The sequence below is a fragment of the Pseudoalteromonas sp. SG45-2 genome (assembly GCF_014164115.1).
Classification (GTDB): domain Bacteria; phylum Pseudomonadota; class Gammaproteobacteria; order Enterobacterales; family Alteromonadaceae; genus Pseudoalteromonas; species Pseudoalteromonas distincta.
The window spans coordinates 158,093-179,128 of the sequence record NZ_JACJEO010000006.1 but is presented as its reverse complement, the minus strand read 5'-3'; the positions used below and the strand labels follow the sequence as shown (position 1 = coordinate 179,128).

Sequence of the window (21,036 nt, the reverse complement as noted above, 5' to 3'; positions counted from 1 at the left end):
TGAGCAACGATTAAAGCACAACTTGAGCGGGTGTTCAAATTAAGTTTTAACTAAGTAAAATACACAGTTAAAACGTGATTTAATTGTGAGTATTTCGTGATACTACATTCGTAAATATCATTTAGGCTGAATGCAATATCAGCCTTTGCGAGAAGTAACATGCCTTTTAAAGCACTATCCCATCCATTTTTAATTTCACTTGTTGGGTTAATAATTTTTTGCTTTCAAAGCCAAGCTGCTGAGCAAGTAACTATTTCCAGTACAGCTAATCCGACTACCTTTTTAGAGCTTTACACGTCGCAAGGTTGCAGTAGCTGCCCACCAGCAGAGCGCTGGATTTCAACGCTTACAGATGATGAAAAACTATGGACTGATTTTATCCCTATTAATTTTCATGTTACTTATTGGGATTATTTGGGTTGGAAAGACCCGTTTGCCTCTGCTGTGTTTAGTAAAAGACAACGCACGTATAAGGCACTCGGTAAAAGTAGGATTGTAGCTACTCCAGGATTTATGGTTAACGGCAACGGGTGGCAAGGTTGGTTTTATAAACAAGCTATTCCTGTAGCTAAAGCCCGTTATTTAGGTAATTTAAAAGCGACTATAAACAACAGTAAAATTAATCTCGAATACGATACTGTTAATATCGAAGATAATACTGACCAAAACTTAATAGCCCATGTAGCTCTGTTAGGCTTTGGCATAGAAACACAAATACACAGCGGCGAAAACGCAGGCCATAAGTTAAAACACGACTTTGTTGTTATTGGCTACGAGCAAAATGACATGCAGACCAAGCAGCAATTATCATTAGCTGACTTAACCCTGCCTCGCGCTAAAAAAATATCGCCAACAAAGCAAGCCTTAGTGTTTTAGGTATCTAAAAAAGGCGATCCTTCCCCACTACAAGTTGCAGCCGATTGGTTTTAAAAATTACAGTTAATTGAATAAAATTACTAATTAACAACTCAGCGCGCAATAAATCTCCTTGTATATCAACTATAGAAAAAGGCTTTCAATAATTTAAAAACTAATGAATTAGCATTGTTATTACAAAGAATTTATTCTTTTTCATTGTGTGTATCTGTATAAAACATAAATAACATTGTATTTACATCAACTTTTGTTTATAAAGTAAGTTGAATGGACTCTTGAAATAAGTAATTGACTTATAAGTATAAAAATCAAGCGCCTATCAATAAAAACTTCTGCAATTATCTATATGGACAAAAATTTATGCGAATTAACCAAAGCCACATTAAAACAATTGTAATCGCTGCAATTACAGCTTCGTCTTTAGCTGGGTGTGCTACAACATCATCAAAAGTAATAGAAACACCAACTGTTGCTAGCTATAACACAACCTACTCAGGTGCAAAAAGCAAACTAGTCGTAGGTCAGTTTGTAAACCGTTCGAGCTTTCAAAATGGTATATTTGCATCAGGCCAAGACCGTTTAGGTAGCCAAGCAAAAACAACACTAATGAGCCACTTACAACAAACAAATCGCTTTAGTGTGCTTGATCGCGACAATATGGCAGCCCTTGCGGAAGAGGCAAAGTTAACAGGTACAAAACAAGTTCTTAGCGGTGCTAAATTTGTTGTAACTGGTGATGTAACAGAGTTTGGCCGTAAAGCCATTGGCGATCGCCAGCTTTTTGGTTTATTGGGTAAAGGTAAATCGCAAATTGCTTATGCTAAAGTAACGCTTAATGTTGTTGATGTTACTACATCAGAAGTTATTTATTCAGTGCAAGGTGCTGGTGAATACAGTCTATCAGAACGTGAAGTTATTGGTTTTGGTAGCACAGCTTCATACGATGCCACATTAAATGGCAAAGTACTTGACCTAGCTATTCGCGAAGTCGTTAACAAGTTAGTTACTGGTCTTGAGGCTGGCCAATGGGGCAATAAATAATGAAAAAGCTAATTACCTTAGCATTTGTTTGTATAGCCCTAACGGGTTGTAACTCAACGAAAGAACCTATTTACTATTACGGCGACTATAGCACTGCCGTATACGCCTATTTAAAAGCAGATGACGTAACAGCCGAAGAGCAAATTAGTATGCTTGAGCAAATTATTGCCGATGCCGCAAACAAAAGTAAGAATGTTGCACCTGGCCTACATGCTCACCTAGGTATGCTGTACTTTGAAACGGGTAATCCTTCATTAGGCACTACTCACTTCGAAACTGAGAAATCACTTTTCCCAGAATCAGTTCATTACATCGACTTCCTTCTAAAATCTGCGAAAGGCGCTTAATATGCTTAATTTAAAATCATACACAGCGATCGCATTAGTCGCATTACTCGCTGGTTGTGTTTCACCTCCACCAGCACATGACTACACAGCATTTAAACAAGCAGACCCTCACTCAGTTATTATTTTACCTCCGCTAAATAATACACCTGAAGTAATTGCACCATACAGTGTGATGACTCAAATGGTCGCGCCTATAGCTGAGTCGGGTTTTTATGTTTTTCCTGTTGCTTTAGTTGATCAAACCTTTAAAGGTAATGGCCTCACTGTTGCAAGCGACGTACACCAAGTACCGGCGAATAAATTACATGAAATTTTTGGTGCAGACTCTGCGCTTTACATCACTATTGAAGAATACGGCACTAGCTATGTTGTAATTTCTAGCGAAACAGCTGTAACTGTGTCAGCCTCACTAGTTGATTTACGCACTGGCGAGCAATTATGGCAAGGTAAAGCAAGAGCCTCTTCAGCTGAACAACAAAGTAATGGCGGTGGTGGCCTTGTAGGTATGCTTGTTATTGCAGCAATCAATCAAATTGCTGAAACGGTAACCGATAAAGGCTTTGAAATCGCAGCAATGACTTCAACACGCTTACTTTCTTCAGATGTTTACAACGGCTTATTATATGGACCTCGTTCACCTAATTATGGCCAACCAGCACCAAGCGAAAAGAAAAAATAAACTTTATAATTACTAATCTATTCTAGAGTTTTAAAAGGCCGTACTACCAAGTAGTAACCGGCCTTTTTTTTGGACGCTCAATTAGTACCGGCTATGCGCAACAGCCGTACGACTATTAATTATCTCAAACCAACCACTTTAGCAGTCGTTCAATTTACTTATGTTTACAAATAATTATGATTTAACTAGATTTACTGATTATTTTTATTCACAATTCGTTCACTTTTATACATTAGTTATGCTCAGCGTCATGGCTAATCTTATATTTCAGTTTATTTATATGGCTTATCAAAGCTCAGATTAAGGAAGATGTAATGCGAAAGCTACTCTCTGTAATATTTTTATCAACGAGCTTCATTTCCGGTTGCGGTGGCGGGGGTGAAGACGCCCCAAACTCCGCTGTAACTGCTGTTAATGAAACATCAAAATCAATTAGTGCCACTTGGTTTTACGAGTACCCAAATAAATGCTTAGAAACATTTCAGTTTAATACAGATGGTAGTTTCGAAATCAATTCTAATCAGTCGAATGTAACCGGTAGCTACTCATTTGATGCATCTGTTGATAGCGGTGAACGTCACTCATTAACCCTAAGCTTTGAGCAACAAAATCAAGGGTATGACTGTGAAAGTTCTTTTGATTATATTGTTGGGGCTAACCTTGAGCTATTTGCTAGTTTTCCTAATGAACAACAAATGCAATGGTATGAATCAGGCACTGGCGGCAGTGCTATTTTTACACTTGATAGAGCAATAACGTTGTCTTTATCAAGCGCACCTACTGAAGCAAAAGCAGGTGAAGAAGTTACATTCAATGTAAATAAAGATGCTGAGTCAGACACCCCAGTCGAGTTATTATACGGACCCACTGGAATGACGGTATCAAGCAAAGGGGAAGTAAAATGGACCCCACTATTGCCTATGATAACGCAACAAAATACGGTTAAATTTGCTTTTACATCTGATAGAACCCTTGAGCCATTAGTTAGTGAAATAAATGTAACAATACCAAACTTTAAAGCACCTACAATGCGAAAGGATATTGAGCTCACCCATATATCTAACGGTATGCAAATTGGTAACTTCATTGGCGATGAAAATAACGAAATGTTGGTGCTTGATAAATTAGGTGGACTGTCTGTTATATCTCAAAAAAGCGATGGATTCGAATCAATTTACAGCTACCCATACTCTTTTGGCGGTAATCAGAATGAAATGCGCCTATCTGTATTTAAAGAAGATAATGGCGTAAACAATACCTTTGTAGGAACAAATAATAATATCTATCAAGTAAGTGGTTTTACACAGCCCCCTCGCAGTGTATTTTCGACAAGTAAAACTATCCACAATTTTATGGTAAAAAATATTGATAGTGATAGCGAACCTGAATTAATCGTAATTTTTGGTGAAAGCTATAGCGCTAAAGAAGCTGTTGTTTACGACAATAATTTTCAAACAGAGCTTTTTAGCTTTTCTCTAGAGGGAGATTCTCCTATTGAAATAGCTGTTGCCAATATCGATAGCGACACATCATTAGAATTAATACTCTCAAACGGTGAAGTTTTTGATATCCAAAGTGCTAGCAGTCAATGGTTTAACGCTGACGGCTTTGGCCCAATTATGGCAACAGGTGACGTAAATAGCGATGGTATAGATGAGATCATTAGCACTGAAGGATGGAATTCGATAACAGTATGGAATGCTAATGATCGCTCTCAAATCCTAACTATTAATAATCAGGATAATTGTTCTGTAGCCACAGCAAATATAGATAACGACCCAGCCGATGAGATAATAATTGGCGACTGCCAATGGGGTCAAGTTCACGCCTACGATATTACTGTTAATACCCATGCAGAGCTGTGGACACTGCCACTTATAGATCATGGCAGCGCTGCGATGGTTGTTGGCGATATTAATAATGATGGTAAAGAAGAAATTGTTTGGGGGACAGGCTTAAGCAGTTCAGGTAAAGATATACTAGTAGTCGCTGGTATTACTCCAAATCCCGAAATTTTATGGCATAACGCAAATAGAGAATCACCTTCACAATACGATTCCTATATTGCAGCTGGGTGGGCAAATATAAGCCCTGAAAAAGAGGCGGCAGTTTATATAATTCCTAGTACAAATAGTGGCTATATTCGCCCTCGATACTTAACTATGAATGAAGATGGTGAAGTTACACCTAATTATAATAGCTCATCAAATATTCTCGAAGCAGCCCTAGCAGCAATAGGTGATATAGATTCAGACAATTATGATGAATTATTTATATTTGGAACTCGCAATTACTCTCCTTCCCTAAACGTAATTGAATTAGAGTCTGATATTTCTAAATGGCAAGTAACGACAGAAGATGACTCTTCTAATTATAATGCTTTAGAGGTTACTGATATTAATAACGATGGCTATGACGATGCATTAATAGCCACATATGAAACACTTACCGTACACGACATTAGTAACAATAATATTCTAGCTACATGGACAGCTAGCAGTGCCATCACCTCAATTACTGCCACAACAAGTACTTTAGGGGAAAAATTAGTAATACTAAGTACTCGAGATAGCCTAACAACTCTTACCTTTGAGAATAATAAACTGAGCATGCGCTCCAGTTCAGTAAACTCAGAGGAATGTAAGAGTCTTTATGCACAACCTCAAACGGATAGTGTTTTATGTTTTTCTCCTGAATACTCATATCAGGGTAATTTAGTTACTTTTTCATTAGACTTAGAACTATTACTAAAAGCTCGAATTAATGGTGAAGTAACAGGCCTAATACAATTACCTTATTCTGATAATGTATTAATTACCACAAACTCAAGTGACAATAATTATTATTCACAATCAAGTCTTATCTCTGAAGTTAGTACAAAGACAGGTGACATTATATGGCAAGGCTACCCATTAGCGGGAGAAGTAATGGGTAACTCAATAAAATTTGGCAAAATAGGTAAAGATACAGTGCCACTAGTTTTTGGCACTAATGTTGGAATGTTTTTAACTCATTAATTTAAATTAAAGGGCTACTTGTGGTTTATTAAAAATAATAAACCACAAGTATGCACGAGAAAGTAGAGATAATTTAGTTTTGACTAAATAAACATGAGGTTTAAAAACTAAATTTAATAGCAACAGAAAAAATAGTTTTTATAATAATACTAACTAAAAAAGCCACCATAAAAAACATAGCAAATGCTGAAACAGCCCCGCCACCGGTATACCCTGCTTTAGCTTTTTCCACCATCAATACATAAATTCCTAACCCTACGCTTACCTTAAACCATAGCCAGTAATCGTTGCTAAAAAGAGGAATTGCAGCAAAACCTATTATGGGCACTAATATTTTGCCCTCTTCGTTTTTGTGTAATAAATAAAAAGCCATAATCGCAATATAAAATAGAGCCGTTATATCAGGCATATAAATAACTTCCTTGTAAGAAAATAATAAAACCAATAAACGCGGCGATTATACCTATTACTGAGTCCCTATAAAATCTGATAATTGTGTTTACTTTTTAGCTGTGCAATATTAATTCACTAATAAGTACAAGGATTGCTAAACCTATTTACAGGTTTGGTATAAAAACTAAAAGGATGAATATGATTAAGCCATTTTACGCTAGCTGTTTGTTAGCCCTCTTGCTATTAACACCCAGCCTTGTAATAGCAAATCCGACAGCCTCGCAATATCAGGAAATTCTTAACGAGAGCCTAGTTGAAAACGAGCCCGGGGTATCGGTAATTATAAGCAAAAATGGCAAAGTACTTTTCAAAGGAACGCGCGGGCTTGCCAACCTTGAGCATAACATTGCACTTAATGAGCAAAGCGTTTTACGTTTAGGTTCTATTTCAAAACAATTTACTGCAGCTGCAATTATGATGTTGCAAGAGCAAGGTAAGCTAGCGGTTACCGATGATATTCATAAGTATGTTGCAAGCTTCCCCACCGAGGGCAACCTCGTCACAATCGAAAACTTATTAACCCACACCTCAGGCATAGCCAACTACACAGATGACGACGACTTATTCGATAAAGAAATACAAGTACCCATCAGCGTTGACGATACACTCAAGAGATTTGCCAAACACCCAATGGTGTTTGAACCCGGCGAAGCGATGGCTTATTCGAACACGGGCTATTCACTGCTAGGTAAAATAATTGAAGTAGCGAGTGGGCAATCTTACAAAGACTTTATTGAACAAAATATATTTAAAAAACTAGGGATGACTCAAAGCAGCTATGAAGGGCAAGAAATTGTTGCTCACCGCGCAGCTGGGTATGAGCAAACAGAGCAAGGCTTTATAAACACAAGTTATATTAATATGGACTGGCCTTATGCCGCAGGTGCGCTTATATCTACCCCAACCGACTTAAACATTTGGTTTAGCGCATTATCGTCTGGCAAGCTTATTAGTAAAGCAAGTTATGAGAAGATGGTTAGCCCTTTTAAACTCAATGACGGCAGCTTTTCATCCTATGGTTACGGATTAATTATTAAGCCTTTGAATGAATACACCGTAATTAAACACACTGGCGGAATAAATGGCTTTTTAGCACATGCACGCTATATTCCAGAGCAAAAGCTATATGTTGCAGTACTGGCTAATTCAAACCACATAAACCCTATTTTTATCAACGAAAAACTCACAGCCAAAGCACTGGGTATTGCGCTCCCCGAGTTTAAAAAAGCAGATGTAACAGCGCAGCAGTTAGCGCCCGTATTGGGTGATTACCGTATTGATAAAAACACCTTACGCAGCCTAATTTTTGAAAATGACGTTTTGTATTCTAAGCGCACCGGTGGCGATAAAACAAAACTAATTACCATGTCTAAAAATAGCTTTTACTATCCTAATTCAAACAATTACTTAGTAATAGAAAAAGACAGCCAAGGCCAATTAGTAATGAAGTATTTTAGTGGATTATCAACAACGCCCACTGAGGCGATTAAAATTTAGCGACAAGTTTGAGCGAGGCACAAAATGCTTCGCTCTTGCTAAATAGCTCTCTCTAAAGCTACTTTGATTTATTAAGCATCGCTTTTAAATCGGCAAATGGAGAATGCGTTGCAGCCTCAACTTTTCGCTCTGTAGTCGACCCGCCATACATAATATGTTCGTGGTATTTATTGTGCTCATTGTCGTGGCAATAAATACACAATAACTCCCAGTTACTGCCATCCTCTGGATTATTACTATGGTTATGATCTATATGATGCACCGTTAACTCTCGTAAATTAGAGTACTCAAACTCACGAGCACAACGCCCGCATACCCAAGGGTACAATCTTAAGGCTTTAATTCGGTAACCTTCCTCTTGCTTCACATAAGCCTGAGGTACTGCGTTATTCTTACTCATAGTATTCCTGGTAAATTTACTATTTTGGTGATCAATACTAAAAAAACTTAATTACTGACAAATCACCAAAAGAAGTATCTATATGCCGGCCTGTTTGCTCCCACGCGCGTAGTACGACCATAAGTTTTTTATTGTCGGAAGTCCAAGAAATTCCACCACCGTATGCTTCAACTTTTTCGGCGCCCGAATCTTTTAACCCCAGCCCAGGGTTTGTGTTTTGAATATGCCCTTTACCTACTTTGTATTCAGCAAATACGTGAACATTATGCGGTAACGAAAATGATAAAAGCGAGCCAATACTCGCCCCATACGAATTAGAAATTAACTTAGTGATCTGTGGCACAGGTGAACTTAAAAAATCAGCCTGAAACACAATATTATCTTTATTCTCAAGAGATACATGCTTGAAAGACCAAGCGCCAACAACACTTAACGACAAATCAAATTTGCTGCTTAGCTTTGGCCTATTAAGAAAAAAATGCTCAAACAAAGACTCTTTATTATTGAAGGTATAAAAGTTGTGTTGGCCAGATAGCTCAAACTTGGTTGAACGTGTATTTTGCGAGAAAATTTGATCCGTTTGATTGCCGCTTAAATTGCTAGCCGTGCTTTGCAGCCCTTCAAGCGTTTGATAGTTGAATGTGATTTTAGAATTTTTAAATTTTCTATACGAAAGCAGTATATCCTGTGTTTTTGTTTCAACATCATCTTCAAAAATGTCGGCAGAGTAGCCAATTTCAATGTCGTTAATATCAAAAAACACACCCACACGCTGGTTATTTATGGGCTCTAACGAAAACAGTGTTTTTTGATTACTCCCAGCCAAGTCGTCGTATATTAACGCATGGCTAGTATTTGGATTTGAAATAGTTGTGCGTACCGATTTTAAGTCGAAGTCAAAAGCTAATACAGAACCAGATAGAAATGCCGCTAAAACAGCAAAGCCCACAATAACTAAATAATTGCGATTCATTAAAAACACTCAAAAATTAATTTGTATTAGAGTAGCGTTTTTTTCACCTTAACTTATCACAAAAGATTAACAATTGATGAAAACTTTAAATAATGCGCTTTATGCCATTTTTTGAGGGGCTTTCAAGGTCAAACTCATTCACATGCTTAATTAGCTCCGGGAAGAACGCTAAAAACACGGCTTCTAATTCATCGTAATTCTGTGCTATATCGTCAGCCGCGCCCGCAAAAGTGTTCGTAAAACGAATGCGTTTGGCTATGTTATCGAGCGCAAGCCCTACCCCCTCAACGGTTTCGTACTCTTTAAACCAATCGTTTTTAGTCATACTTGTTACAACATGCTGCATTCGCGGTGGCATAACAGGTATACGGTTATTTAAAAGCTGATAGCTGGTGTACTTAAAATCACTTAAAGGTTGCTTGCTAAATCGTTGCCAATGCACAATTAAAAAGTGATCAAACACCACATCAATAGCCACACCCGCAAAGCGTGTACGCTCGGGTGAAAAGTATTGTTTAGCGTGTTTAACTGCGCGGTGAGAGTCGGTAAATTTATCAACTAAATAATGGTTATCGAGGCCATTTTTAACTGTGTTTGGTAAGTGCTTTACATGTCTTTTTCCACCAAAATCCCCCAACAGGTTCCCAAAGTGAGAATCGGCTGTGGGCTGCGCTAAATAAAGATGAGCTAAATAATTCAAAGTGTTCTCTGATTGGCTAATACAAATAAATAATAACGCAAATTTAAACCAAACTCACATTCGTGTTTAAAGCAGTACTTATGGTTTTGCTTACCAGTTTTTACTCAAACAAACTCATAGTATTGTATAAACATCGCAACTATAAAACGTCTATATAAAAAGCCGCTATATCAGCTATGGCGGCTTTTAAATGCTTAAGCTTTGTTGTTAGTTTAGTTACTCGACTTTACCCAATTTCCATTATCATTTTTGCTATAACTATTTTTAACCGCCGACCAAGCTACTTTGTGCGCTGTTGTTTCGCGGTCATCATCGTTTTTTCTATCGCTAGGGTCCTTATAGGTATCCCACGCACTATTAAACGCCTCTTGATATATCTCTTGAGCATGTTTAGGTAAGTTACTTTTTACCGACTCAGGTAATTCATCACGATTTTGATATGGCATAACTTTCTCCTTATATTTACTCAATTACGCCACAAGCAACACGTTTGCCACCGCCACCTAATGGCTTTGGCTTATCTGCATAGTTATCACTTCCTTCGTGAATCATTACTGCGTGTTGTTTAAGTTTTTCAAGCGTGAGCCTTGGTGCTAAAACAGGCGATTTAGCTTGGCCACTTTCATTTACATACAACGCCGGTAAATCGCCTAAATGGCCATCCCCCCAAGGAGCATCATGATGCTCGCTAGCTTTTGGATCGAAATGCCCACCAGCGGCGCCCCCCGGCACAACTTTATCGCCTTTTTTCTTGGGTTCACAACTAGCAAATTGGTGAACATGAAAACCATGCTGCCCCGGTGTTAAACCTTTTAAACTTGGTGAAAAAACAACACCGTTATCATTTTCTGTTAGTGTAATAGTACCTAGTGATTGCCCTTGGCCTGACTTAGTTACTTGGTGCATTTGAACTTTTACATTAGCCAGTGCGCTATTTTGTAGTAACACACCGGTAAGTAGTATCGCAAAAGCTGGTTTTAAAACGCGGGTTAAAGATCTTTTAGCGTTTGAATCAAACTGCAAACAATTCATCATCATCTCCTCGTTTAGTATCAAATTAATAAAACAATAACGCTAAATTAAGCGACTATTAAACAAGTAGTTTCAATGTATATACCAGCCCTACGCGTAAACATGAATTTATGTATTATTTATTTTTAATCTATTGATTAAAAAGTAAATTTATAATTTTTATTAATTTTAAATAAATAGCTAATTAATTAAAAAAAACTGACTTTCACCCAAAAGTTAAACAAAAACCAAGGCATATTTACAAACAGAATGGCAACTTTACAAAACTCATAAAAGAAGACTACCAACGATCCAGTCCAAAAAGACAAGCCAAGTTAAAAGGCAGCTATTAAAAAGGCCGTTATTATATAGGCGGTAGTTTCAAGAGTTCGTGTTGTTAGGGGGCCTTACGACATGTAATAAAAAGCGCCTATCTACATAAGTCTTTTCTATAATCAAAGCATGTTTAAAACCAATTTACTTATATATGGAGTTTATTTAATGACAAAAAATTACGTTAATATTTATGATTGCTCCGCCGTTAAAAACGAAAAAAAAGGTGAAACGAAGTTTCACCTTTTTAATTAATTTTGAAACTAATTAGTTAACGTTAAGCCGTAGAAACGTTACTTGCGCCTGCATTGTTAAGTATTTCTTCAATAGCGTTTTTGTTGTCACTATCGTACTTAACACCAATTAATATAGAGCCCTTTTCAATGGCATCTTCATAATATTTAATTTCGTGCTCAGGAATAAATGCACCAATTGCAGCACCTAAAGTACCACCTACTGCGGCGCCTGCGCCACCAGCAGCAAATGCTGCGACTAATGGTCCGGCAACTAATAAGCCCGTACCACCTGTTGCTACAGTACCTACTGCAGTAAAACCGCCAATAATTGCAGCAAGAATACCACCTGAAGCCGCGCCTACAAGGCCACCTTCAGCGGCTTTTGTACCTTCGTCTACAGCAAAATCTTCCTTTGCGTATGAGTCGTTGGCTACAATGCTTATGTCAGCTTCATTAATACCTAAAGCTTCTAATCTATAAATTGCGAGTGTTGCTTGTGATGCACTTTCAAATAACCCAGTAATAACGGTACTCATAATAACTCCTTTATTTTATTTAAGAAAATACACTTACTACCAAGCAAAACCCAAACCACAAATTTAACTAATAAAAATCAATACCTTAAATAAATAATTGTATCAATTTACTTATTTAAAAGGTAAAAGTTGCTAAGCTTTGTAAAAAACTCCTACCTAATATAAGAAAACTTACTAGTAAGCAGTACGCAGCTTTAACACAAAATAAATTATTACTTACTCCACGTAATTTCAGCTAATTGGTTAGTTGCTGTTTGATGAATGATCAGCCCATTATTCCCCATGCGCATATGCCTAATTAAGCCAGAGTAAACTCCTTCTTTACTCGGAATTTGCCAGCTCTGCATAGTTTCGGTATTAAGGTCGAACCTTACTAAGGTTTCAGGACGCTTGGCTGACTCGTTAAACCAAATGGCGTTATCGGCATATTCAATTGCATACGGATGACTGTTTTCACCACTGGGATTATCCCACTGCGTTATTTTACCGTTTTTGGGGTTATAGCGGCCAAGTTTACCCATACCAGAGTTAACATAAAAAACTATATCGTCAGGCGTAATGGCTAATCGCCTAGTATGCGTTTTAGCGCCTGGGAGTTTTATCTCACTAAGCTCCATGGTATTTTTATCAACTTTAACCAAACAGTTACTACCATTACACGACACCCACGGCGTGCCTTTTGAATCAAGCTTAATACCATATGGCCGTGAGCCTTTAGTGGGTAAAGTAGCCAATTGAATATCGCCAGTTGTAGGGTCTAGCTTGCCAATCATATTGCTATGCTGGAGGGTAAACCAAAATATTCCGGCTTCATCAAATACACCAGTATGCGGGTCGCGGGCATTTTTATTTGGCATTTTATACACTTTAAATTTTTCGGTTTTTAAGTCTAAATATCCAACCGTGCCATTTTTATTGCCTAAAAACCAAGGGGTTTGATTTTTATCAAGCGACACACTGTGCGCATAGGTACCACTTGGCAGTGTGTACTCTTTCATATCGCCGGTTTGAGGGTCTAACCTGCCTAAAATATTACCCCACTGGCCAACCCACCAAATAATGCCATTTTTACCTTGCACCGGATCGCGAGCGCGCTGCCCAAGCGTTGGCACTTGCCAGTACTTAAAGCTAAGCTTTAAATCGCCAGCAACAACCTTAGATTCGCGCTTAGTGTTTACAGGATAATGCTCAGCTAAATAAGCGCTTATATCTTTATTAAGCGCAGTATCTGCGCCCGCATCAACCATATAGCTTATTAATGTTTGCCAGTCCTGCTGGCTATAACCCGCACTGCGCTCAAGATTAGTTAAACTATGGCAACTAGCACAAAGCTGCTCAACTAGCGGCCCCTTATCGTTGCTCAGCACTGGTAGCGGCACTGCCAAAGTGCCCGACACTGTCATTACCAAAACGTATTTATTAAATAAAAATCGATTTTTACTCATAACGCCCTCCCTTGTTTTTTAATATTAAAGCATAGGGTGGAAGTGTTTACTATCTGTACAGTAATGAGTGCGATAAGCCGGCTAGAAGGTAAGTTAAATTGCAGAGTTAATATCTAAAAAGAAGATTTTGAGCAGAGTTGCGCACGCTCTACAATGGTTATTTAGCTTGTGTACAAATGTGGTGAAAGTGTGATGTGAGTGTGGTTTTAAACGACTAATTTGCATGAAACAAGAACGCCCTAATTTAAAAGCGCCTCAGCCTATCGGTACATAAATTGCTGTTATTAATATTCTTACTTAAAGAGTTATACATAAATAACGCTGCCGTTATTTATAAAAAGGAGAACATTATGAGTAATAAACAACTAATTACGACAATAGGTATAGGTCTCGCCGCTGCATCAGCAGGTATGTTAACAAGGAAAACTTTACAAAAATCGTGGGAAAAGGTTACCAACGAACCAGCTCCAAAAGATAGACCAAGCGAAGAAACAGATCTTAAAGAGGCCGTTACATGGGCAGTAGTCTCAGGTATTGGTGCGGGTGTTGCAAGAATGGCCGTACGTTATGTGCTAGACAAGCGCCGATCCAAATAAGCCTACCCAATTAATACCTCTTATAAGTATTAAGTGTGGTGAGGCGCTAAAGGCGCCTTGCGACAACCACTCCCCAGTTGTCGCAAGCAACTTGGCAAAAGCTTAGGTTAAGGTTACTTAACTATTGAGCTAAAAAATATATTAATACCCAAATCGGAGTTCAGTGATGAAACTTAAAAAGTCGGATGGCGCGGCCGCGCCACTTATCCGATCTACATAGGTTGACAAACTGGAGGTGCCTTGCAACATGACCCTTTATTTTAAGCAGATACACTCTATTGGACATTAACTCCCTTTCAAAGTTGTTGCCTGCCTACAAGCTTGCGTATAATGCCCACATTCCGGCTGCATTTTTTAGCCGCTAACTTGGATTTTAATAATGAAAAAACTCTCTGCAGTGCAAATAAAACAGCAAGCGCTTGTACTCAATACTGCTGAAAAATTAGAAGAGCAAGGCCGCGCTGAGCTCCCTGGTATGTTGCAATGCTGGTTTGATGTGGAATATCACTTATTTCCAAGTTCACTACTGCTGTGTTTTCAGTTTGAAAACGAGCAAGCCTTAGCAGCCGCAGAGCCTGATTTATTAAAATGGCAAAAGCGTTTAAGCGGCGTAATGCTTAAAAAAGGCGTGATTTTAAAAGATATGCGTAAACATTTAGTGTTTACCTTAAAAGGGCCAGATGATTAAAGCAGGGTTTTAAAGGACTATAAAGCCTTTCGCTCGTATCGTCGAAGCGCATAAAACCATAATGAAAAGCCGTTGCATTGCTGTAACGGCTTTTTACTTTTATTAGAACTTAAAGTAGAACCTATAAAGATCAATTTTTGACTTAGGGATTTTTATTAGCCGATGATACTAATTGGCCGTTAAACAATACTAATGCACGGCAAAAGCAAATTTCAGTCGATTCAACGTTAATCGGTTGCCCTAAGTTAGTAATAATAGGATAGTAAATTACACATAAAAAATAGCCTTATATTAGGAATATTATGATCAAAGTATTATTAGCGACCAGCTTAATTGCCTCTTCATTCGCTGCTTTAAGTAATCCTTTAACTGTTGAAGAACAGCGTATCAACAAAGCCCAATCGGCAATGCCAAATGTTTTAAATGCATTTACCTCACAAGTATCAAGTTTTGAGCAACAATTTAAAGAATTAAGCGACTTTAAAAGTGCAAAAGCATTAGTACAAAACTTTAGCTTTGAACTGTGGGAAAACGCCAAGCAACGCATAATAAAAACCAGTAACTACGACGACCGAGAGCTCTACTGGGCACGCCTGCTTTCAAGTAAAGTAATACGCACAACATCACCTAAATTCTCAATTACGCAGGCTCAACTAAATACTTTACTAACCCTACTTGAGGAAGGCAGTAGAGGCCGTACCGACCTTGCTTTTTCATCAGGCAGCACTAAAAAAATATTACTAACAGGCTTTGACCCTTTTTTACTCGATAAAAACATAAACCAAAGTAATCCTTCAGGTGTTGCGGCGTTATTACTCGACGGCCAAGTTATTAATTACAACGGCATAAGCGCAGAAATTAACACCGTTATGGTGCCTGTACGCTACGAAGACTTTGATCAAGGTATAATAGAGTCGCTACTTGCCCCCTACTACGCACTTAATAATGTAGACATGGTAGTAACCGTAAGTATGGGCAGAACAGAATTTGATTTAGAGCGTTTCCCAGGTAAACGCCGCAGTGTAACCGCCCCCGATAATGCCAATATTGTGTATGGTGGAACGCAAACAAGCCCAGTAATACCAAAGCTTAATGGCCGACCACTCCCAGGCAATGAGTTTGTAAAATTTAGCTTGCCTGTAACTTACATGCAACAAGCTAAAGGCCCTTATAAGGTTATCGACAATCACGAAGTCACCACGCTTGAAAAAACCTATAAAGCGGGTTCGTATGGCGAACTTAAAAATAGTATTGCGGTAAATGGCGGCGGCGGTGGTTACCTGTCTAACGAAATATCGTACCGAAGTATTCGCCTGCGAGATGCGCTTAATTCAAGTATACCTACAGGACATATTCATACCCCACGGATACAACAATTCGAACCTGAAACAGAAGCTAAAATAGTAAAACAAATAAAGGCAATGCTAGAGCAAAGCTTAGTAGCGCTATAGTTTATAACAACCAATTTAAGCGCATAATAAAGGGCAATATTATTGCCCTTTTTTTCTCACGCACTCTCCCACGGTTAATCACATGGTAAATACATTCTTAAACTTTATTCGCCGTGGTCTAGACAGAGTAATTGACTCGACGAGCAATAAACTATAAATCTAGGTACTTGGTATGTAGTCAAAACTTTGCTCTTCATATGATGGGATTAATCTAAGTTAGGGGACATTGTGAACCGCTGAAGATATACTCATTATTCAAGAGTTAGCGCTCTATTTAAAACTCAATGAAAAAACCGCTTACCGATTAGCTAGCTAAGGTAAACTTCCTGACTTCAAGGTCAGTGGTAGCTGGCGTTTTAAACGTGTAGATATTAAACAATGGATTGAAGAGAAAGAACAGTGGCAAAAATAGTACTTAGGTCAGATTCTGATGAGATAAGAGATATCCATGTTATTTTTCTACATGGGCTAGGAGGAAGTGCTAACAGCACTTGGCTTAAAAAAGGCTCTAAAGATGAAGCTTGGCCAATGTGGTTAGTTGAAGATAATAGCGATCTAAACATATGGACTGTTGAATATTCCGCACCAAAATTATCTTTCAATAGCACTGGTATGGGTATCCCTGACCTTGCTACCAATATATTTGAACATATGCTAAAAACTCCTCAGCTATCTGAAGGCGAAATATTTTTTGTTTGTCATAGTCTTGGTGGGTTAATTACGAAGCAAATACTTAGAATTGCTCATGATCAAACTAATAGAGTCGAAGCACAACAATTTTTAGGCAGAGTGTCAGGTGCGGCTTTTTTAGGAACTCCTCACTTGGGCTCTGACATAGCTTTACTTGGCCATAATTTAGCTGCTAGAACTCTCTTAAAGTGTACTACTTTATTAAAGCCATCAGTAGCCACTGCATCTTTAAGTAGAAATGATCCTAATTTAAGAGAACTCAACACTTGGTATAGAGATTGGTCTTCGAATGCCCCAATAAGACACCTTATCCTTACAGAAACAAAGAAAATGTATGGTGTAATACAAGTTGTTAAGCCTGACAGTGCAGATCCAGGCTTACCGGAAACTAGAGCTATTCCTATTGAATCTTGTCACGAAAACATCTGTAAACCAGTAGACAAAGAAGACGAAATTTACACACACGTCAAAGGCTTTATATCTCAAAAAAAAAGAGAATTTCATGAGCTATGGATAAATTCTAGGTTTTATAACGATACAAACTCATGGGAAGGATATAGTAACTGGGCAAATTGCCCCCATGGAACATCCGGTGAATATTTCTTTGATGAACAGGTTAGGTTACTTGATTCATCGTCAAACAATAATGAAGGACATAAAGGTTTAGACGGCTTAAACCTTATTCGCGGTAAATTACTAGAAAAAAAAGCATCTATTAGACTTATTGGTTTATCTGGTGTTGGAAAAACTAGATTTGTGCAAGCTTTATTTGATGAGCGTATTGGTGAAAATCCATTACCCCATAGGGCTGTATTCTATACTGATATGGCCAACGCTCCAACACCAACGCCACAAGCTCTGGCAGAAAAAATCGCTGGAGAAGGCCGTAAAGCAGTTTTAATTATAGATAACTGCCCACCTGACTTACATAGATCACTTACAACCTTATGCAGCGTTGAAAGCAGTAACACCAACTTACTGACTGTCGAATATGATTTAAGAGAAGACCAACCAGAGCAGACTGAAGTATTCTCTTTAGAGCCATCTTCAATCGAGCTTATAGAAAAAATACTTAACGCTAGATATCAGCACCTAGGTCAGCAAAACTCTAGAACAATTAGTGAATTTTCAGGTGGTAACTCAAGAATAGCTTTGGCTTTGGCTGAAACAATAGGTAAAGACGAAAACATTTCAAGTCTAAGGGATGAGAACTATTTAGAAGGCTATTTTATCAACGCCATACCAATGAAAAGTCACTCGAAAAGGCAGCTCAATATCTTTCACTAGTTTATTCATTCCAAATTAATAGTGATAAGCTATATAGTGATGATATTACATTTCTCAGTAACCTATCAGAAATTCCTTCAAAAACTATGTTTGAATCGGCAATAGAACTAAAACGTCGAAACTTAGTTCAGCAACGTAGTAAGTGGATGGCTGTATTACCCCACCCTATTGCTAATAGGTTAGCCAAATATGCGTTAGAAAATATAAGTTCCGCTATTATTTCCAGTAACTTTAATGAATCTACAAACGAGCGATTATTAAAGTCATTTTCTAGGAGACTAGGCTACCTACCTCAATGTGAAGAAGCTAAAATCATCGTTAATGATTGGTTAAGTGAAAATGGGCTGTTATATAAACTATATACAAAAGGCAAAAGTAAGCTTGCTTGGATATTACTTAATAATGTAGCACCTATTTCAACGAAAGAAGCTTTATTTCACATTGAAGCTTTAGCTAAACAGCCTGAGTTTTGTACACGAAAAAATAAGCAATTTACCGAAATAACAAGGCTTATTAGATCTATTGCATATGAGGAACAGTATTTTGACACATGCGCTAAATTGTTATGCCAATTCACACTATCTGAAGATAAAACTGAGAATTACAACTCTATCAGAAATATTTTAAAATCACTGTTCCAACTATATTTATCTGGTACTCATGCAACCAAAGAGCAGCGATTAAATGTTATAAATAATTTAATTGCTAGCGATACTGAGAATAGCATTGAGCTAGCTTTTGAGCTTTTAGATTCATCTCTAGAAGCTTGGCACTTTTCCTCACACCATAGCTTTGATTTTGGTGCAAACCCAAGAGACTTTGGTTACAGACCAAAGACCAACCAAGATGTTGAAGACTGGTATAAACTATTCATCGAATATACCGCTGAGTTAATAGCCAGTGATTCTCAAGTTTCGTCATTCGCAAAGAAAATACTCAGTAAAAACTTACGAAGCTTATGGCGAATAAGTTGCCTTAGAGATGTAATTGAGAAGACATGTGTAGAAATAAGCAAATCAGGAATGTGGAGCGATGGCTTTGAAGCAATCCACTCAATATTGAGGTTTGACTGTAGTTCATCAAATGAAGATAATATTCAAAGGTTAAAGTCAATTTCTGAACTACTATCACCAAATTGTATTCTGGACGATATAGATATGTACGTTTTAGCTGAACCGTGGAAATTTTATGACCTAGAGGAGATGGATGATAATGGTAAAGTAATTGAGCGAGGGTATAAAAAAGGGCACGAATACTCTATTGAATTAGGTACTCAATTAGCAAATAGACCGCCAAAAGAACTTGATGATATTCTATTCAAACTACTATCACACCCAGAAATAAGTTCTAATTTATTTGCATTCGGCAAAGGGCACGCTGAAGGAATAAAAAACAACTCTGAAACATTAACTAGAGTAATAGGTGCACTAGAAAACCTTCCAGAAAAAGAGAGAAATTTTGATTTTTTATGTGGCCAAATATATTACCTTTCGACACATAATATCGCACTGACTAATCATTTCTTAGATAGCCTTCTAATTCATCCTACACTTAAACAACACTTCATCAGAGTTCAACTAAGTTACCCGATTAATGCAGAATCTACCGCTCGTATTATTCAAGCACTACAGGAAAACACATGCCCTGTAAGGGATTATTATGACCTAGCATCTGGACGAAGGCACGAACAGATACCTGATGAAAAATTATGCGAAATTTTGGATTTGATTTGGCATAAAGATGGTGGGCAGAGAGTTGCTATCGATATATTATCTATGCGGTTTCATGGACTGAAGCAAAACCTGCACTATATTGTTTCAGATTTGCTTAAAGAAAAAACAGCATCACTTTTAGCATCATTTGAATACTCAGAAGAAAAAGGGCCTTCCGGTGGCAGCGATTATAGTTTAACCAAAATAGCCAATGTCTGCTTTTCTGCTGGTACAAATGAAGAGTATGCTTTAACTGTTCTAGAAGTAATTAAAGCAAAAATTTTGAATCATATTATCGGCAGATATGATTTCCCTGAATTTATGACTACAGTTATTCAATTACACCCAATATTAGCTCTTGAAGTTTTTATCGGTAAGAGTACTGAAACCGAGAGCCAGATAAAAAATGCGATAAAAGGTAGATTTGACAAGAAAGCAAGTCCATTCTCTAAAGTTGATATCGAAAGCACTTTAGATTGGTGTAAAAGCAATGGCATTAATAGTTATCCTGTACTCGCATCTATAATTACACCATATCAATCAGATGAAAAATCAATTAAGTGGACTCCACTAGCGATAGAGCTATTAAATACTTGCCCTGAACCAGTTAAAGTTCTAGATGAATATCTCGCAAGCTTCAGCCCGAGTGGGTGGACAGGCTCAAGAGCAAAAATACTTGAATCTCGATTACCATTATTTCAGCCATTAATAGGTTCAACTAACGAAGAAATATCAGCATGGGGTATTGCTAAAAAAGTTCAATGGAAGGCATATATTGCTAGTGAATATGAAAGAGAAGCAGAACGTAATACAGAGAGAAATGAGAGGTTTGAGTGGTAGCTGTGAATTCAACAGAAAATAGAGGGCCAGATCTTGCTTCTTGCCAAGACCAAACAATGACCTCACGTTTAAACCCTCCCCCGTCGTCACGCCCTAAAATAAGCAATTGATGAGTAATGCATTTCATGGATGAAATGAAAGCCATGATTGCACATGGATGTGCTTTCATGGCGTTTACGTTCACATCAATTGTGCATTTAAGGATTAAGCGTGATGCTCGGGTGGCGC

19 protein-coding genes and 1 pseudogene are annotated in these 21,036 nt (G+C 37.8%); 12 read left to right on the top strand and 8 right to left on the bottom strand.

Annotated elements, in window-relative coordinates; genetic code table 11:
- Positions 1 to 159: 159 nt before the first annotated feature.
- The 5 genes from H5116_RS06175 to H5116_RS06155 all read left to right on the top strand — a co-directional run bounded on the left by H5116_RS06175 (position 160) and on the right by H5116_RS06155 (position 5,960).
- Positions 160 to 876, top strand: coding sequence for a DUF1223 domain-containing protein (locus H5116_RS06175; protein ID WP_182715737.1), 717 nt, complete (start codon positions 160 to 162; stop codon positions 874 to 876).
- Positions 877 to 1,236: 360 nt separating this feature from the next.
- Complete coding sequence (locus H5116_RS06170; RefSeq protein WP_076923668.1) at positions 1,237 to 1,917, top strand: CsgG/HfaB family protein; 681 nt, start codon at positions 1,237 to 1,239, stop codon at positions 1,915 to 1,917.
- Positions 1,917 to 2,264 (top strand): DUF4810 domain-containing protein, encoded by a 348-nt coding sequence (locus H5116_RS06165; RefSeq protein WP_008165258.1) that lies wholly within the window; start codon positions 1,917 to 1,919, stop codon positions 2,262 to 2,264. Before H5116_RS06170 ends, H5116_RS06165 begins: the two co-directional genes overlap by 1 nt.
- Position 2,265: 1 nt before the next feature.
- Positions 2,266 to 2,943 carry a DUF799 domain-containing protein gene (locus H5116_RS06160; RefSeq protein ID WP_165743139.1) on the top strand — a complete coding sequence of 226 codons (678 nt, stop codon included), beginning with the start codon at positions 2,266 to 2,268 and terminating at the stop codon, positions 2,941 to 2,943.
- A 314-nt stretch (positions 2,944 to 3,257) separates the two neighbouring features.
- On the top strand, positions 3,258 to 5,960 hold the full coding sequence (locus H5116_RS06155) for a VCBS repeat-containing protein (RefSeq protein WP_182715736.1): 2,703 nt from the start codon (positions 3,258 to 3,260) through the stop codon (positions 5,958 to 5,960).
- Between the two features lie 100 nt (positions 5,961 to 6,060).
- Here the strand turns inward: H5116_RS06155 and H5116_RS06150 are convergent, their stop codons facing one another.
- A complete protein-coding gene (locus tag H5116_RS06150) occupies positions 6,061 to 6,405 on the bottom strand; it encodes a hypothetical protein (protein WP_259398785.1) in 345 nt (114 codons plus the stop codon).
- 146 nt (positions 6,406 to 6,551) lie between these two features.
- Between H5116_RS06150 and H5116_RS06145 the strand changes: the two genes are divergently transcribed.
- Positions 6,552 to 7,910, top strand: a complete 1,359-nt coding sequence (locus tag H5116_RS06145) for a serine hydrolase (RefSeq protein WP_182715735.1) — start codon at positions 6,552 to 6,554, stop codon at positions 7,908 to 7,910.
- A gap of 58 nt (positions 7,911 to 7,968) precedes the next feature.
- On the opposite strand, the gene H5116_RS06140 is transcribed toward H5116_RS06145, so the two are convergent.
- The 7 genes from H5116_RS06140 to H5116_RS06110 form a co-directional block, all read right to left on the bottom strand.
- Entirely contained in the window at positions 7,969 to 8,310 is a 342-nt protein-coding gene (locus H5116_RS06140; RefSeq protein ID WP_024604747.1) for a YajD family HNH nuclease, read from the bottom strand.
- A 37-nt stretch (positions 8,311 to 8,347) separates the two neighbouring features.
- Complete coding sequence (locus H5116_RS06135) at positions 8,348 to 9,283, bottom strand: hypothetical protein (RefSeq protein ID WP_182715734.1); 936 nt, start codon at positions 9,281 to 9,283, stop codon at positions 8,348 to 8,350.
- A gap of 85 nt (positions 9,284 to 9,368) precedes the next feature.
- Entirely contained in the window at positions 9,369 to 9,983 is a 615-nt protein-coding gene (locus tag H5116_RS06130) for an ACP phosphodiesterase (protein ID WP_182715733.1), read from the bottom strand.
- 212 nt (positions 9,984 to 10,195) lie between these two features.
- Positions 10,196 to 10,429, bottom strand: coding sequence for a ChaB family protein (locus H5116_RS06125; RefSeq protein ID WP_182715732.1), 234 nt, complete (start codon positions 10,427 to 10,429; stop codon positions 10,196 to 10,198).
- A 16-nt stretch (positions 10,430 to 10,445) separates the two neighbouring features.
- Positions 10,446 to 11,015, bottom strand: a complete 570-nt coding sequence (gene sodC / locus H5116_RS06120) for a superoxide dismutase family protein (protein WP_182715731.1) — start codon at positions 11,013 to 11,015, stop codon at positions 10,446 to 10,448.
- 589 nt (positions 11,016 to 11,604) lie between these two features.
- Positions 11,605 to 12,099, bottom strand: a complete 495-nt coding sequence (locus H5116_RS06115) for a general stress protein (protein WP_002958042.1) — start codon at positions 12,097 to 12,099, stop codon at positions 11,605 to 11,607.
- Positions 12,100 to 12,311: 212 nt separating this feature from the next.
- Positions 12,312 to 13,544, bottom strand: a complete 1,233-nt coding sequence (locus H5116_RS06110; RefSeq protein ID WP_182715730.1) for a cytochrome C — start codon at positions 13,542 to 13,544, stop codon at positions 12,312 to 12,314.
- Between the two features lie 350 nt (positions 13,545 to 13,894).
- On the opposite strand from H5116_RS06110, the gene H5116_RS06105 reads away from it, so the two are divergent.
- The 6 genes and pseudogenes from H5116_RS06105 (at position 13,895) to H5116_RS20290 (ending at position 20,808) form a co-directional block, all read left to right on the top strand.
- Positions 13,895 to 14,140 (top strand): DUF4235 domain-containing protein, encoded by a 246-nt coding sequence (locus H5116_RS06105; protein WP_002958040.1) that lies wholly within the window; start codon positions 13,895 to 13,897, stop codon positions 14,138 to 14,140.
- A 379-nt stretch (positions 14,141 to 14,519) separates the two neighbouring features.
- On the top strand, positions 14,520 to 14,828 hold the full coding sequence (locus H5116_RS06100; RefSeq protein ID WP_182693644.1) for a hypothetical protein: 309 nt from the start codon (positions 14,520 to 14,522) through the stop codon (positions 14,826 to 14,828).
- Positions 14,829 to 15,130: 302 nt separating this feature from the next.
- On the top strand, positions 15,131 to 16,279 hold the full coding sequence (locus tag H5116_RS06095; RefSeq protein ID WP_182715729.1) for a hypothetical protein: 1,149 nt from the start codon (positions 15,131 to 15,133) through the stop codon (positions 16,277 to 16,279).
- Between the two features lie 244 nt (positions 16,280 to 16,523).
- Positions 16,524 to 16,691: pseudogene (locus H5116_RS20300) on the top strand (helix-turn-helix domain-containing protein).
- On the top strand, positions 16,679 to 18,256 hold the full coding sequence (locus H5116_RS20295) for a hypothetical protein (RefSeq protein WP_310735986.1): 1,578 nt from the start codon (positions 16,679 to 16,681) through the stop codon (positions 18,254 to 18,256). Before H5116_RS20300 ends, H5116_RS20295 begins: the two are co-directional and overlap by 13 nt.
- A gap of 146 nt (positions 18,257 to 18,402) precedes the next feature.
- Positions 18,403 to 20,808 (top strand): hypothetical protein, encoded by a 2,406-nt coding sequence (locus H5116_RS20290; RefSeq protein WP_259398784.1) that lies wholly within the window; start codon positions 18,403 to 18,405, stop codon positions 20,806 to 20,808.
- The last annotated feature ends 228 nt before the right edge of the window (positions 20,809 to 21,036 follow it).

Coding starts and splice junctions, on each gene's coding strand:
- sodC (WP_182715731.1), bottom strand. CDS start 11,015: ATGAATTGTTTGCAGTTTGATTCAAACGCTAAAAGATCTTTAACCCGC.
- H5116_RS06170 (WP_076923668.1), top strand. CDS start 1,237: ATGCGAATTAACCAAAGCCACATTAAAACAATTGTAATCGCTGCAATT.
- H5116_RS06135 (WP_182715734.1), bottom strand. CDS start 9,283: ATGAATCGCAATTATTTAGTTATTGTGGGCTTTGCTGTTTTAGCGGCA.
- H5116_RS06095 (WP_182715729.1), top strand. CDS start 15,131: ATGATCAAAGTATTATTAGCGACCAGCTTAATTGCCTCTTCATTCGCT.
- H5116_RS20290 (WP_259398784.1), top strand. CDS start 18,403: ATGGCTGTATTACCCCACCCTATTGCTAATAGGTTAGCCAAATATGCG.
- H5116_RS06115 (WP_002958042.1), bottom strand. CDS start 12,099: ATGAGTACCGTTATTACTGGGTTATTTGAAAGTGCATCACAAGCAACA.
- H5116_RS06100 (WP_182693644.1), top strand. CDS start 14,520: ATGAAAAAACTCTCTGCAGTGCAAATAAAACAGCAAGCGCTTGTACTC.
- H5116_RS06110 (WP_182715730.1), bottom strand. CDS start 13,544: ATGAGTAAAAATCGATTTTTATTTAATAAATACGTTTTGGTAATGACA.
- H5116_RS06160 (WP_165743139.1), top strand. CDS start 2,266: ATGCTTAATTTAAAATCATACACAGCGATCGCATTAGTCGCATTACTC.
- H5116_RS06165 (WP_008165258.1), top strand. CDS start 1,917: ATGAAAAAGCTAATTACCTTAGCATTTGTTTGTATAGCCCTAACGGGT.
- H5116_RS06105 (WP_002958040.1), top strand. CDS start 13,895: ATGAGTAATAAACAACTAATTACGACAATAGGTATAGGTCTCGCCGCT.
- H5116_RS06125 (WP_182715732.1), bottom strand. CDS start 10,429: ATGCCATATCAAAATCGTGATGAATTACCTGAGTCGGTAAAAAGTAAC.
- H5116_RS06145 (WP_182715735.1), top strand. CDS start 6,552: ATGATTAAGCCATTTTACGCTAGCTGTTTGTTAGCCCTCTTGCTATTA.
- H5116_RS06140 (WP_024604747.1), bottom strand. CDS start 8,310: ATGAGTAAGAATAACGCAGTACCTCAGGCTTATGTGAAGCAAGAGGAA.
- H5116_RS06175 (WP_182715737.1), top strand. CDS start 160: ATGCCTTTTAAAGCACTATCCCATCCATTTTTAATTTCACTTGTTGGG.
- H5116_RS06155 (WP_182715736.1), top strand. CDS start 3,258: ATGCGAAAGCTACTCTCTGTAATATTTTTATCAACGAGCTTCATTTCC.